17 protein-coding genes are annotated in these 13,478 nt (G+C 60.6%); 11 read left to right on the forward strand and 6 right to left on the reverse strand.

The window, feature by feature from the left end; translation table 11 throughout:
* The first annotated feature begins 55 nt into the window (after nucleotides 1-55).
* From AUR_RS09075 to AUR_RS09090, 4 genes are read left to right on the forward strand one after another with little or no spacing between them, the layout of a single operon-like run.
* The gene (locus AUR_RS09075; RefSeq protein ID WP_021474480.1) at nucleotides 56-745 is read left to right on the forward strand and encodes a GntR family transcriptional regulator; all 690 of its coding nucleotides are present in this window, start codon (nucleotides 56-58) and stop codon (nucleotides 743-745) included.
* Entirely contained in the window at nucleotides 742-1,551 is an 810-nt protein-coding gene (locus AUR_RS09080; protein WP_062098552.1) for an aspartate/glutamate racemase family protein, read from the forward strand. The genes AUR_RS09075 and AUR_RS09080 overlap by 4 nt, the downstream gene beginning before the upstream one ends.
* A gap of 26 nt (nucleotides 1,552-1,577) precedes the next feature.
* Complete coding sequence (locus AUR_RS09085; RefSeq protein WP_062098554.1) at nucleotides 1,578-2,999, forward strand: amidohydrolase family protein; 1,422 nt, start codon at nucleotides 1,578-1,580, stop codon at nucleotides 2,997-2,999.
* Nucleotides 3,000-3,008: 9 nt separating this feature from the next.
* A complete protein-coding gene (locus AUR_RS09090; protein ID WP_062098555.1) occupies nucleotides 3,009-3,737 on the forward strand; it encodes a maleate cis-trans isomerase family protein in 729 nt (242 codons plus the stop codon).
* 107 nt (nucleotides 3,738-3,844) lie between these two features.
* Here AUR_RS09090 and AUR_RS09095 read toward each other — a convergent pair whose 3' ends face one another.
* Nucleotides 3,845-4,189, reverse strand: coding sequence for a hypothetical protein (locus AUR_RS09095; protein WP_021474476.1), 345 nt, complete (start codon nucleotides 4,187-4,189; stop codon nucleotides 3,845-3,847).
* 288 nt (nucleotides 4,190-4,477) lie between these two features.
* On the opposite strand from AUR_RS09095, the gene AUR_RS20270 reads away from it, so the two are divergent.
* Together AUR_RS20270 and AUR_RS09100 are read left to right on the forward strand one after the other, a co-directional pair.
* A complete protein-coding gene (locus AUR_RS20270) occupies nucleotides 4,478-4,642 on the forward strand; it encodes a hypothetical protein (RefSeq protein WP_156784028.1) in 165 nt (54 codons plus the stop codon).
* Between the two features lie 139 nt (nucleotides 4,643-4,781).
* A complete protein-coding gene (locus AUR_RS09100) occupies nucleotides 4,782-5,456 on the forward strand; it encodes a hypothetical protein (protein WP_128397123.1) in 675 nt (224 codons plus the stop codon).
* A gap of 111 nt (nucleotides 5,457-5,567) precedes the next feature.
* Here AUR_RS09100 and AUR_RS20830 read toward each other — a convergent pair whose 3' ends face one another.
* The 3 genes from AUR_RS20830 to AUR_RS09115 form a co-directional block, all read right to left on the reverse strand.
* Entirely contained in the window at nucleotides 5,568-5,867 is a 300-nt protein-coding gene (locus AUR_RS20830; RefSeq protein ID WP_128397124.1) for a DUF4262 domain-containing protein, read from the reverse strand.
* A gap of 123 nt (nucleotides 5,868-5,990) precedes the next feature.
* The gene (locus AUR_RS09110; RefSeq protein ID WP_021474472.1) at nucleotides 5,991-6,452 is read right to left on the reverse strand and encodes a DUF6188 family protein; all 462 of its coding nucleotides are present in this window, start codon (nucleotides 6,450-6,452) and stop codon (nucleotides 5,991-5,993) included.
* Nucleotides 6,453-6,663: 211 nt separating this feature from the next.
* Nucleotides 6,664-7,209 carry an SMI1/KNR4 family protein gene (locus tag AUR_RS09115; RefSeq protein WP_206616232.1) on the reverse strand — a complete coding sequence of 182 codons (546 nt, stop codon included), beginning with the start codon at nucleotides 7,207-7,209 and terminating at the stop codon, nucleotides 6,664-6,666.
* Between the two features lie 214 nt (nucleotides 7,210-7,423).
* On the opposite strand from AUR_RS09115, the gene AUR_RS09120 reads away from it, so the two are divergent.
* The 3 genes from AUR_RS09120 (at nucleotide 7,424) to AUR_RS09130 (ending at nucleotide 10,830) form a co-directional block, all read left to right on the forward strand.
* Entirely contained in the window at nucleotides 7,424-7,834 is a 411-nt protein-coding gene (locus AUR_RS09120) for a hypothetical protein (RefSeq protein WP_021474470.1), read from the forward strand.
* 400 nt (nucleotides 7,835-8,234) lie between these two features.
* Nucleotides 8,235-10,331 carry a ribonuclease domain-containing protein gene (locus AUR_RS09125; RefSeq protein WP_062098559.1) on the forward strand — a complete coding sequence of 699 codons (2,097 nt, stop codon included), beginning with the start codon at nucleotides 8,235-8,237 and terminating at the stop codon, nucleotides 10,329-10,331.
* Nucleotides 10,332-10,335: 4 nt separating this feature from the next.
* Nucleotides 10,336-10,830, forward strand: a complete 495-nt coding sequence (locus AUR_RS09130; protein WP_021474466.1) for a barstar family protein — start codon at nucleotides 10,336-10,338, stop codon at nucleotides 10,828-10,830.
* Nucleotides 10,831-11,070: 240 nt separating this feature from the next.
* Here AUR_RS09130 and AUR_RS20835 read toward each other — a convergent pair whose 3' ends face one another.
* Nucleotides 11,071-11,259, reverse strand: coding sequence for an immunity protein Imm33 domain-containing protein (locus AUR_RS20835; RefSeq protein ID WP_421913980.1), 189 nt, complete (start codon nucleotides 11,257-11,259; stop codon nucleotides 11,071-11,073).
* A 262-nt stretch (nucleotides 11,260-11,521) separates the two neighbouring features.
* On the opposite strand from AUR_RS20835, the gene AUR_RS09135 reads away from it, so the two are divergent.
* Nucleotides 11,522-12,669 (forward strand): IS3 family transposase gene (locus AUR_RS09135; protein WP_128397125.1). Its coding sequence is split into 2 segments (ribosomal slippage): nucleotides 11,522-11,795 and nucleotides 11,795-12,669, totalling 1,149 coding nucleotides; the frame shifts between segments, so codons are not numbered across the junction.
* Nucleotides 12,670-12,802: 133 nt separating this feature from the next.
* Nucleotides 12,803-13,147, forward strand: coding sequence for a hypothetical protein (locus AUR_RS09140; protein ID WP_021474465.1), 345 nt, complete (start codon nucleotides 12,803-12,805; stop codon nucleotides 13,145-13,147).
* A gap of 46 nt (nucleotides 13,148-13,193) precedes the next feature.
* Here AUR_RS09140 and AUR_RS09145 read toward each other — a convergent pair whose 3' ends face one another.
* Nucleotides 13,194-13,379: a hypothetical protein gene (locus AUR_RS09145; RefSeq protein WP_062098561.1), complete on the reverse strand. Its 186-nt coding sequence runs from the start codon at nucleotides 13,377-13,379 to the stop codon at nucleotides 13,194-13,196.
* Nucleotides 13,380-13,478: the final 99 nt, after the last annotated feature.

Here is a 13,478-nt window from a genome sequence, read left to right on the forward strand (position 1 = left end):
CCGGGCACCGCCGGGACCGGGCGCATTGCCTCACACATCACGAAATGGAGCTCACATGCTGACCGCAGAAGACACGAACAACACGGACCGCCCCCTCCGGGAATCCGTGCGTGACACGCTCCGTTCCAGGATTTTCGAAGGGCATTATGCGCCCGGTACCCGGCTGGTGGAGCGGGACCTTGCTGCCGAATTCAACGTTTCCCGGCTCCCCATCCGCGAGGCGCTCCGGATGCTCCGTCAAGAAGGCCTGATCCGCGACCGTGCAGGGCGCGGCAGCGAGGTCAGCGGACTCAGCGCGAAGGACGTGGAAGACCTCTTCGACGTCCGGCAATCCCTCGAAGTCCTCGCCTGCCGACTGGCTGCCAAGCGCGCCACCGCAGAAGACCTCCGTCAGCTCGAAGGCCTGCTCGACCAAGCCGAAAAGTTCCTCGCGAAAGGCTCCATCCTGGAAGCCCACCGCGCCAACAGCGAATTCCACGATGCCATCACCCGCATCGCCAACAACGACTTTCTCCGCTCCGCGCTGGAACCCCTCCAAGGCCGCATGCACTGGCTGTTCCGTCACGTCAGCGACCTGCCCGAACTCATCCGCGAGCACCGCGAACTCTACGCAGCCATCGCCAGCGGCGACCCTGACCGCGCGGCCCACCAGTCGGCGTCGCACGTCAGCAAGTACCGCGACCAGTTCCCGGAGGAAACCGGCGCGGGCGTGCCCGAACCCAGAAAACTACGGAAGAAGCCATGAAACTCCTGGTCATCAACCCCAACATCAGCGACGACGTCACGGCGCTCATTGAGGCAGAAGCCCTGCGTTCAGCCAGCGAGGGCACCGAGCTGGTGGTCCGGACCGCCGGGCACGGCGTCGAGTACATCGAGACGCGCTTTGAATCCCTGATTGCCGCCGGCGCGGTCGCAGAGCTGATTGCCGAATACACGCACGACGACGGCAGTCCAGCTTCGGACGCAAGCTCAGGTTCCGCCATTGACGGCGTCGTCGTGGCCGCCTTTGGCGATCCCGGCATGCCGGCCCTGAAGGAACTGGTGGACATCCCCGTCATCGGGATCACGGAAGCGGCCCTGTGCGCCGCGGCCCTGCAAGGCCAGCGCTTCTCCATCATCGCTATCTCCGACCGCATCCAGGCCTGGTACCGCGATTGCGTGGAACGCTTCGGTTTCGGCGGCCGCCTCGCGTCCATCCGTTCCATCAACCAATCCCTCAATTCCATCGGTTCGGTCCAGGCAGACTTCAAAGAAACCCTGCTGGCACTAAGCCGGCAGGCCGTCGCTGAGGACGGAGCCGACGTCGTGATCCTCGCCGGCGCCCCGCTTGCCGGGCTGGCCCGCGACCTGGAAGGCCAAATCCCCGTCCCGGTGGTAGACGGCATCTCGGCAGGCATCCGCATGGCCGAGGCCGTGGTCTCCCTCAAGTCCGGCACCCACCGGGGTGGCTCCTTCGCGGCCCCGCCGGTCAAAGCGCGCCGCGGCCTCTCCCCTAACCTCGACGCCGCCATGACCGCCGCGCAAGCAGCGCACCTCTCGGCCACGTCCTAAGAACCCTTCAGAACAGGAGGACGAAGATGTCCCAACTCCCAGACCTCGTGATCGCCAACGGCACGGTGGTGAACAGTTTCGGGCGGCAGTCCGCCCACGTCATCGTCGACGGCGGAAAAGTCACCGCGCTGCTCGACGCCACCGAACCCGTACCCGCAGCGGCCCGCACCGTGGATGCTGCAGGCATGCTGGTGATTCCCGGCGGCGTGGACGGGCACTGCCACGTCGCACAGGTCACCGGCCGCTTCCGGACGCTGGACGACTACGCCACCACCTCCACCGCAGCACTGTGGGGCGGAACCACCACCATCATCGATTTCGGCATCCCCCGCGACGCCCAGGAAACACCACTCGAGGCAGTGCTCAACAAGAAACGCCTCGCCCAGGAGTCCCGCTGCGACGTTGCCCTGCACGGCTCAGTGATCGCCTGGGATGAGACCGTACCGTGGCAGCTCGAACAACTCGCCGCCGAGGGCGTCCGGTCAGTGAAGATGTACACCACCAACCGCGGCACCACCATGGCGGACAACGACACCATCCTGAAGATCATGCGCGAAATGGTGCGCTTGGACGGTCTCACGTACATCCATGCCGAACACGACGCCATCATTGCCGATTGCACCGAGCAGCACGCCTCCGATGGCCTGATCGGAATCGAACACCTGCACCGCACGCGGCCCGAACTCGCCGAGGAAGTCTCCGTCAAGGAAACATTGGCCATGGCCGAGTACACCGGAGCCCCCGTCTACTTCGTCCACCAGTCCACGCCCGGCGCCGTGGACCTGGTGACCGCCGCCCGCGAGCGCGGCCAGGAGGCCTACTCCGAGACGTGCCCGCACTACGTCACCCTGGATGAGAGCGTGTACGGATCCACGTTCCCCGAGTGGTACGCCTGCTGCCCGCCGATGCGCAACGCAGAAACCGTTGCTGCCCTGAAGGAACGCCTCGCCTCCGGCGCCATCCATACCGTCTCCTCGGACCACTCCTGCTACGACCTCTCCCAAAAACGCGAGCGCACGGACGATATCCGCTTCATGCCTCACGGCCTGCCCGGCGTCGAAACCCGGATGCCCGTTGCCTTCACGGCTTTGGTCACCGAGTCAGGCGGCTCCGTGGAGGACTTCGTGGAGGTCTTTTCCGCCGGCCCCGCGCGCATCAACGCGCTCCCTGGAAAAGGCGCCATCGTTGAAGGCTTCGACGCCGACCTCGTGATCTTCGATCCCGCCGCACAGCGAACCGTCGACGGCGGTGCGCTGCACATGGGGACGGACTTCTCGCCTTTCGAGGGGAAGACGCTGAACGGCTGGCCCGCCGTCGTGGTTTCTGCCGGTCGCGTGGTCCTGGACACCGCCGGCTTCCACGATCCCGGAGCCGCGGGCCGCTTCATCGCCCGCAACGGCTTCACCGAACACCGTTCCCTTTCTGCACCTGTTTCCGCTTCCGCCTAGGAGACCCCCATGCCTTCATTTGACCGCCCTACCCGCATCGGCATGATCGTGCCGTCCTCCAACACGTGCCTGGAACCCCAGACCTACCGGATCCTCGGCGACCGCCGGGACGTGACCATCCATTCCACCCGAATCCCGGTGACCCGTATTGCGCTGGATGATTCCTCGGACAAGCAGTTCGATTCGTCCGTGATGAGGGCTGCCGCCGAACTGCTGGCCACGGCGAACGTTGATGTCATCGCCTGGAACGGGACGTCGGGATCGTGGCTCGGCTCCGCGCATGACCACGCCATGGTACGGGAGATCACCGAAGCCACCGGCATCGCGGCCACGACCTCGACGCTGGCCTACCTTTCCGCGTTTTCCGAGTTCGAGACCGAGCGGATCGGGCTGTTCACGCCCTACACCCCGGATGTGAATGACGCCGTGATCGCTTCCTACGCCCGCGAGGGGATCAAGACCATCGACCACCGCCATCTGGACCTGAGCGACAACGAGTCGTTCGCACGGGTGACGGACGACGAGATGCTGCCGGGTTCACTGGAGCTCGCAGCATCCCATCCTGATGCGTTGGTGTATCTCTGCACCAACCTGTACGGCGCCAACATCACGGCGGAGGTGGAGGCCCGCACCGGAGTACCCGTTCTCGATTCCGTGGCGGTTACCCTTTGGCACGCCCTGAAGCTGGCGGGGGCGCCGCTATTGGACCCCAAATGGGGGAAGTTGCTGGCGGGCTGACGCCCTCGGGGCGGCGTTCCGCAGGCTCATCGAGAGCACTGGCCGTTTCAGCCTGCCCGGTGAAGGATCCCTCACCGGGCAGGCTGTCTTCTATGAGGGCCTGGGTGTTAGGTCAGCCGCACCCTGAGGGCAAGGGCCACCTCATCAGCGGGACCACATATCTCGGGCGTAGACAGTTGGAATAGTGCATCCGCCAAGAAATCGCGATCCTCGGGATTCAGTGCAATATCTTCTCGGCCCTGCAGTTCCTCAGCCCACACACAAAGATCATCTGCGCTAATCTTCCCGGCCCAAAATTCATCAAGTGCATGGCCGATATCCCGAGCAAAGGCAGTGGCGAGCTCTTCCTGCGATGGCCATTCAAAAGTCGACAATCGAGCCAAGGCCTCCTGCAACGGGCACCGCAACTGGATGAGGTCATATACTGCCTCTCGTCTTTGTACCTGCGACACTAAGTAAGTTCCTCCTTCAGTCGAGCAATCGCGGAAACTAATCCGAACTGGCTAGAAGTCTGTCACGCTATCCGACGTCCGTTTGAGGATCCCTTACCGAACGAGTTGACCGTGAGTGAACGGCGCCTTAGAAGTAGCCTTGGCTGGAGCCGTTACCGCATGTTGAAGCCACTGCAGCGACCGGAGGGCACCAGGGTACAGACCATGGTGATTCGACGGGAGTTGGTGGAAATGTGGTCGCCACTTCCGTGGGAACGGCTCTGTTTCAGGATGACAGGGGATGGATGCATGAAGGCTGTAGATGAATCCGCACGATGGCGCGTGCTCCTCTTGGCGGGCAGTGGAACTGAGCTTCTGCCCGGCCATCGCTTTGCGCTTAAGGGACTGCCTTCCGAACCGGCGCCTGTGGATGTCGAACTCTGGACGCGCTTCGAGGACCAGAAGGCTCGATAAAGGGCTTCTCGGCCAGTTGCTCCAATCCTTCCTAGCCTCCCCAGAGTCGGCCCGTCTCAGCCGAGCGATCGGACAGTACCACGCTGCGCTCCAATACTGGAACACCAGGGGCCAAGCTTTCGCACTAGCCCACGCCTACATGGCTCTCGAGGCTCTTGCGCCTGCCGCCGAGCGGGCCCAACAGGAGGCTCTCGGCTTCGAGTCTCGCGAGGACCATGCGCAGCACAGAGGGATCGATGTGACGCGTTCGAACTGGATCGAGATGCTCCTAGCGAGAGTGCGACGAGACGTCATCTGCCAAGGAGATATAGACACTTACGACGCGGCACGAAGGGCAAGCGACGGACTAGAGCACGGGAGCATAGCAGTGTCAGAGTACCGAGCGAGTGCCAATCTCCACGCCCGAAAGCTCCTTGATTATGTTCGAGCAGGGGTACTGAACCTTCTCGTTCTTGAAGCAGAAACGCACTCTGGGCTGTTGACCAAGAAACTGGTCGACACAAGCCCGCTTTGGATTGAGATGAGGGGACATCTCATAGGCCAAGTGATGGACCCAGAGGGGATGGGAGAACCACCGAATTCGTTCCCCGTTATGGAATGGCGAGTGTCTCTCGATGACGTCAAACGCGTCGAAGACGACCGTTTAGAGGTAAGTCCGCGGATCGAACTGACGATGCATTTTGCGGAAGGTGTTCAGTTTGTGCCAGCCGAGCATAGGCTCGGTTTCGGGCTGAATAGTGCTGACGCCTTCAATGTTCGCTGGGGGATGCAGGACACGGCCGAGGAGAGCGAAGACCCGTCGGGACGGGACTGACACACGAAACGTGGCGTCCTGCCATCGGTTTTTGCACGGCCAGAAGCCTCGAGGCATTTTCGTCCAGTTTGAGGATCCTCTACCGGGCGTTGTTACAACCCAGCTAGAAGGTTAGGTGAAGGACTCGGGGACTGGACCCAACAGAGGTTGCGCATCCGCAGCATTGCGGTAGGACGGCTCCCAGGGCAACCGTCCGGTGGAGTCACTCCAGATTGCTTGTAGAGCCTCTACTTTGCCGTACACTTCTGCCACCGCCGTCAGCCCTGTGACGTTTTCTGCCGAGATGAAAGCGATGGGAGCTGGCGGTTCGGTGAGGTCGGTGGTGATGCTTCCCGGGCTGAAGCGCCGACATGACGTACCGCCCACCCGTGTTCTTCGATCAACGACAGCAGTTGATTGAAGACAGGTCATTGCTGTCCTTAAGTTTCACGGACTCAATCTAGCAACGCCGTGGAAGCTGTGTCGTCAATCGGCAGCGGTGTCGATTGACGACACCGCTGCACGCCCGGATGGGGATCCCTTAGCGGGGCAGGGTTAGGGGTCAAGGATCGGCGCCCAGTACGCGACGTAGTCACCGCCGGGCGAGCACACAATCAGTAAGTCTCGGGGTCCTCTGAATTGCCATGCCTCGTAAAGAGGGTGCGGCGAAACCGTCAGCGTCGCCTGGCCAAGGGCGAGACGTAACGTACCATCGTTGCCGATCGTGGCTTCCGATACCGTCGTCGAGGTCAGAGGTAAGAGGACTTTACCTGCCTCTGTCGTCAGTGGCTCGCCGGTCCACCGTATTTCGCCAGCTTCGAGGGTGAATTCCGTCTCGATAGTGATCTCGAAGTCGTTTCCTAATTCCAGGTGGACTCCGTAGTCTAGGCGGAATTTTGCAAGTTGGTACCCGAGGACAGCCTGGATGAGATCATTGGCGATTGTGATTTCCTGCTCGTCCCTTCTTCCGTGGATGCCTCCGGCTTCGGCTCGGATGAACGGCCCGTCGTCGGTCATTTTGCCTCGCGTGATTGATCGTTTGCGGAACGCCCTTTGCTTGCTGGACAAGGGGCCTTTATGGAGCCTCGGGGGCAGGACAGCTAGCACGGTAGCAGGAATATGCCTCCCGGTACCCGCCGTAGTCCAAGCGACATATTTGTCCGGGTAAGGATCCCCAACCGTGCAGGGACAGGCACTAGGCGAGTTCATACCCGGAAGAATTATCCCATTAGTGACTCCAATAATCCGCTCTTGGATTAAGGGATCGCGCAAGCTCCCACCATGCCTCATCGTCCGTTTCAAGCCAACGTTCCTCCAGGAAGAAGACTTCCTGGTCATAAGCCTCAGCAATCGTTCCAAGCATGTCGCTTACGGACAGGAACTGCATTCTATGGACGTCTTGTTCGAAACGGAAGTTGAATATGGGCTGGACATCTTCCGTCGAGCAATCAATAAACGAGAAATCTCCTCCACCATTAGTCAAGATAGGCAGCCACGAGGGGCTGACATTGAGTTCATCCATCTTCTCGAAAGTTCTGAATGCCTCGTCGATACTCATGAGATAGAAGCCCGGAAGGAGATGGGCGTCATCCAAGACAACGCCTGGAGCAACGTTTGTTCCGTTATGCCAGCCATACAGTGCAGCGAGCTCCCTGCCGAGTCGCAGACCATGTGCCCCGAAACGGCGACGAGCCTCTTCAGCGTCCGCTCCAGGATTTAGCAGCTGAACTGTCGGGCGCTGAAGCCGCACCAAGTGTTCGTCAATGGTGCTCATGGCTTCCGTCATTGGTTTCATCATAGAATGAACCTAACTCGATCCCTGAGCGCACAGTCGCTCGGATGCCCCTCCCGCCGGAGGAAGTCCGATAGCATTGCTCGAAAAGTTGGACTTGTCACCAAGAATCTTCGGAAAGCAGTGCTCCATGATGGTTGGAAAACCTTCCCGCCCTGGGTAGTGGCGGCGGGGTGAGTTGAAACCCAGATTACTTTTGCTGGGAGCAATCCTTGGGGTAGCTGGATCGGCCGTCTATTTCCTCAGTTTGGGGTGGGGAAAACCAATCAAATTGGGTGAGCCCCTATGGGCTCTGTTCGCCTTTTTCTTTATCAGCTTGGCGACAGCGGCGCTCGGGCTTCTCGTTGCCGGGGTCGTGGATGTCTTTGAGAGCGTAGTGCCGGAATCGTCATCGCGATCGAGGCGTGCGCTGTCTACTGGTGCCGTTGCAATGATGGCTTCATCTATCGCGACCTTTGCCTTCTTCGCTGTTCTTCCCCTAGTACTGCATGCTGATCGCTGGGCGACGGCTGCTGTCACAGGGATTCTCGGAGGTGCCGCATTCGGCGCGCTGTTCTTCTGGCGCTCCGACCCACGAGGCCTGACCGCTGAAACAGCGCCCGAATAGGGGACCCTAAGCGGTCACGGAAACGAATTTGTCTAAGAGCGGTCCGATGCCAGGGTCAGCACCCTTCGAAAACAGCTCAACCCTGCAACTTCTCGCACGGAGGCAGCTGGAATCCCTGCCGGCTGCCGGTGACCGCTTAATCATTTGGGGCCCATGGGTACGTCTCGTTGACTAGGCGGTCGCGAGGTAGACCATACCTGCAAAGCCCACGACGGCTGCGGCGACTTTTGACCGCATTAGTTACACCTTCACGAACACCACCACCTACACCGGCAAAACCGACGTTGCCGGAACCCCGGCCATTGCCGGGCTACCGGCCGAATCCGTCGGGTACGGCTGGGACGGGTTCGACAACCCGACAGAGATTGTCGGCAGCGGCAACAAATACGCCGGCAACGGCATGTACAACCACCTGGGGCAGCTGACCAAATACACCCAAGCCGACAGCAACTACTCCTCCGGAGCCAACACGACCGGCAGCATCGACGTGACCCTCACCTGGGACGCAACAACCGGACGGCTGAACAAAACCCAGGCCACCAACCACCTCGGCGTCAACTCCCCGGACCTAGGCACCACCAGCTACAAATACGACCCGGCCGGGCGGATCACCTCACGCCAACAGGCCTACACCTCACGCCCGTCCTCACCGACCGACAACCAGTGCTACACCTACGACCACGCCGACCGGATCAAAGCCGTCTGGACCCCGGCAACCACAACCTGCGGCACCGCCCCAACCCCCGTGGCCGCAAGCGTGACAGGGCTCGGCGGCCCTGCACCCTACGCCCAGACCTACACCTACACCGCAGCCGGTGACCGGTCCCAGGTCAAACGCTTCGGATCCAACGGCACCCTCGCCGTCACCGAAACCTACGCCTACCCCACACCCGGAACCGTTGGACCCCACCGGGTCCAGTCCGTCACCGGGTCCACCCCCACACCGCAGACCTTCACATGGGACGCGGCAGGGCGGATGACGGGCCGTTCCGGGCAAACCATCACCTACACCCTCGACGGTAAAATCGACACCACCACCGGAACCAGCACTGTCCCGGCCAACCCGAACCCCAATGCCACAGCCGGCACACCCCCAGCACCAACAACCGGTGCCGGGAGCACCGGGGCACGGTACTACGACGCCGCCGGGAATCTCGTCGGGATCATCGACGGAACCGGGACCACCATCACCCTGGGCAGCATCACCGCCCACCACAACGCAGCAACAGGTGCCAAGACAGCGACCAAGACCTACACCTTTTCCGGTAAAGTCGTCGCCCAACGCACCGCCACCAGTGCCGGCACCAAAGTCGCGTTCATCATCGGCGACAACATCAACACCGCCCAAACCATGGCACTGCCCAACACCACCGTCGGAACCGGGGCCGTCACCCTTGTCCGCCGCACCGACCCGCTCGGCCTCGCCCGCGGCGCCAACAGCACCGGAACCGGCACCGCAGCCTTCACCAACGCAGCAGCCGCCACTTCCGGGACAGGAACCAACGCCGCCAGTGCCACAGGGTTCAGCGCCGTCAACGGCTACATCGCCGGACTCGACGACAGCATCAGCTCCCTCACCCACGTCGGAGCCAGGGACATGGACCCCGTCCTCGGCGTATTTACCGCGCCAGACCCCATCCTCACGACAGAAGACCAACGGGGGTTCACCCCGTACACGTATGCCTTCGGCATGGTCATTAACACCTCAGATCCAAGCGGGTTGAGGCCAAGTTGTGGATGCACTGAGGAAACAGGAATCTCCTACCCGTCTTCATCTAATACACCACTACTCGGAAACGCACCTGTCTCCTCCTCACCTTCGGTGCCATCGTGGCTCAAGGTAACCAGCCCGGCTCCCTCGTCTTCTCCGGGAAACATTGACGACTGGGCCTTCAAGACCGACTTTGGTGCTGGATATGGCGGACCGACAAAGTCAGATTTCCGGAAGCTCGGCATAGGAACATGGGAAGGATTCGCGATCATAGCTGGAGGCCCCCTAGGCGTTCTGGCTTGCATACCAGGGTTTGGAGCGTGCCTAACAGGAGGACTTGTCGGCACGGGACTGCAGGCGGCCGGAAACGCGGCCGATAACGGTGGGGAACTCGACGAGGACGCCCAGCTGCAAGCAGAAATCGGGGCCGCAGCTTCGCTCATACCCGGTGGAGGGGCTGCGAAAGGAGCAGCTAGAGGTGCCCTAAAGGGAGGATCCTCCAATTCCCTGAAAGCGGCTATGGAGGCACTTTCCCCTGAAATTCGTGCCAATGTTGATGACGCGATTTCTCGAGCAGCCACCGGAAAAGTCCGCTTTCCTGGTCACGACGGCAAACCTTACGAAAATAGACTGGGCCAGCTGCCCGAAGGGACGTATACAGAATGGACTGCAGCTCCCGCTGGAGCAAGGCGCGGACCGGATCGAATAATCATCGAAGGATCCGAGAAGAACCCCAACGCCATCTATTATTGGGACCATGTGAATGCACCCATTCAGATCAGGTAGGACCATGAAGATTGATGACATCAGCAAAAAGTATGCCGTTCACCTGGGCGTCACCGGTTCCCTACGCGACCGTCTCAAAGCCGATGCCCATCTACACGGGATGATGGTCTTTGAACTGGATTTGTCGGGGCTCTCTGATGAGACGGCCCTATGTGCCTACCTCGAAGCAAAGTTTAGGTATCCATATAGGACCGTGGGACTCGATGCCGCCATTGACTTAATCTCAGACCTTGAGTGGTTCGGGAACAGGAAGGGTTACTTAGTGATTGTTCGTGGGGCCACCGAAACATCGCCCATCGCTGGCGACTTTATATCCATGTTTCCAAATATCCTTGATCGGTGGCGAACTCAAGACGTCCCCTTCGTCATTGTGGTAGAGGAAAAGGGCGAGCGTCTACTGGCAGCTTTGGCAGGTGCCAATGAGTTTATGGAGAGGGCTGGCCGCCTCCCTTGGGCTCAACCTGGAATTGGTCCCGTTGATGTTGTCGTGCATCCTTGATGTCACTACCTGAGCGTCAGGTTTGGATCTCTCAGCCCCGATTCCTCTCCCGGGATAATGATTTTGGCGTCTCTAACGGCTTCAGTGGTGAGATTTCCTAAGCGGTAATGAAGGCATTCACTCTCGGAGCAGCCTGTTCTCGCGCCAGCTGTTACGCCAGGCGAGGCCCGTTGGCTGCATTGCCCGCTCGGGGATCCTCTACCTGTCGCGAATCCCGAACGAGAGATCCAGACGTCCGGGTCAGCTTTCCTCAACATTCAACAACGACTCGTCAAACCAGACATCTTCGTGCCCAGGCGTCAAGAGGAATCGCCACCCTGCGGGCAAGGCAAGAGAGGGAACGACTTCAGAACACCGTGTCGTCAGATGCTCGACGTACAACGGAACGAAGAAGTCATCCGCCGTTCCTAGGTCTTCACCGCGCCAGATGAACCAGCCACTCTACCCAGCCGCGGCTGCATGCCGCAGACCGTTAAGTGGATAAACATGAGGCGACCACACGTTTTTGGACACTCCCCTTTCACGCCCTGCAACGGTGGTGTAGGGACAGCCCCGAATCTGGCGGTCAGCCGCATCTGGGCGGAGAGGATCGAATCGTGCATATGTAACATTGGTTGGGTCCCCGGAGAGTAGTCCAGTGTTTGTGTGAGTTTCGTGTCCGAGAATGGACACAGGAGGTAATTCACGAATCATGGCACGCAGACACGCCCCGGAGCAGGTCATCGCTAAGGTCCGGCAGGGCCAAAAGATGCTCAACGATGGCCGTCCGATGGTCGAGGTCGTCAAGGAGCTCCAGGTCACCGAGGCGACTTGGTACCGCTGGCTGAACCAGTACGGGTCTGAGAAGAACGCCGAAGCGTCCAAGCGGACCAAGGAGCTGGAGAAGGAGAACGCCCGGCTCAAGCGGTTGCTGGCGGAGAAGGAACTGGCGATCGACATCCTGAACGAGGTGGCGAAGGGAAAATTCTGAGCCCCGAACCACGTCGCCGTGCCGTGCGCATGGCGGTGGAGAAGTTCGGGGCATCCGAACGCTTCGCCTGCAAGGTCTTGGGGCAGAACCGGTCCGCGTTCCGCAAAAAGAAACCCGACATGGGCTTCGAAGAGGCGCAGCTCCGCTCGGAGCTGCGTGCCATCGCAATGAAGCACCCGGCGTGGGGCTGGCGGAAGGCCCGCTGGCACCTGCTGGCCCAGCCGGCGTGGGACGGGGTAGCGCTGAACAGGAAGCGCATCCGCAGGCTCTGGCGCGACGAAGGCCTGACCTGCAAACCCAGAGCCCGGAAGAAGCGCCGCACCGGGCCCGGCGCCGGGGAACAGAAACGCCTCACAGCCCAGTATCCGATGCACGTGGTCAGCTTCGACTTCCAATCCGACGTGACCTCCTGCGGCCGGCACATCCGGTTCCTCAACGTCATCGATGAATACACCCGCACGGCGCTGGCCGTCATCCCGCGAAGGTCGTTCAAAGCCACTGACGTGGTCGCGGTGCTGGAGAACATCATCGCCGAAACCGGCACCGCACCGACATACCTCAGGTGTGACAACGGCCCCGAATTCACCGCCGCCGCACTGCTCGACTGGTGCGATACCGCCGGAGTCGACACCGCCTTCATCGACCCGGGCTCACCTTGGCAGAACGGCTTCATCGAATCCTTCAACGCCCAATTCAGAAGGGAACAACTCTCCGGAGAGATCATGGACACCATGGCCGAAGCGAAGTATTTGGCCGAGGAATGGAAGACTATCTACAATCATGAACGGCCCCACGGATCCCTGGACGGCATGACGCCGAAACGCTACTGGGAAACCTGGACGCAAGAAAACCAATTAGCTATCGCATAGACGCTGGACTGCTAACGGGGGCCCAATCAACATCATCACCTAAGAAAGCGCACAAGTCCCTGTCAGTTGAAGAATCCTGTAGCGTGCAGCTGGTCCTGATCTTTGCGGCGGGGTGATATGGGAGCAAGTGGTTATGAGTGCCCCGCTGGAAGTTCCAAGGCTTGAAGACCTGAGTGACGTCGGGGTTGGTATCGAGACGTCTGATCAGCCTTGGGTGGTCGACCTGTTGGCGTGGGCGAACGACGGCAGTACCGTAACGCTTACCTTGGACGAGATCGCTGGGTCAGCGAGCATCCGCTGGATCCACGGTGACGAGGTGCGCCTTGTTCTTGAGCGAGAGACCGTGAAGGTCAGTGTCCGGGGCGAGCGCGGCGTGATTGAGTTCCACGTTTGGTCCCGCTGGGGAGGAATGGCCGGCGAGTTGATCGTGAGGGTGGGCGAGCACGCTTCGGTCCATGACACACTTCTACGTGCATGAAAGCCCGTCTTTGTTCGGTCGGGGATCGACTAAAGGGCGCTAATCACTATTGTCGTCCAAAGCGTTTCTGCTGGCTGGAGGCGTAGATGGGGGTGAAGTAGACGCCATACTCGCTATCGTCCGCGAACTCGGATAGGTCCAGATCGCCGCTTGTCTCGAACTCTGACCACAGCTCTTCCCCCAACAGATTCCCTTGGCGTTGGACCGCGGCCGCAACACCAAGGGAAGTCAAGGCGAGGGTGTTTCATTGAGTGTGTAAGGGTCCGGTCTCTAACTAGGGTGTGACCTGCGGTTTCACCCCTGAAAGGACGGGCCCTCTTGGCCGAAATCA

Source organism: Paenarthrobacter ureafaciens (genome assembly GCF_004028095.1).
Classification (GTDB): Bacteria; Actinomycetota; Actinomycetes; order Actinomycetales; family Micrococcaceae; genus Arthrobacter; species Arthrobacter ureafaciens.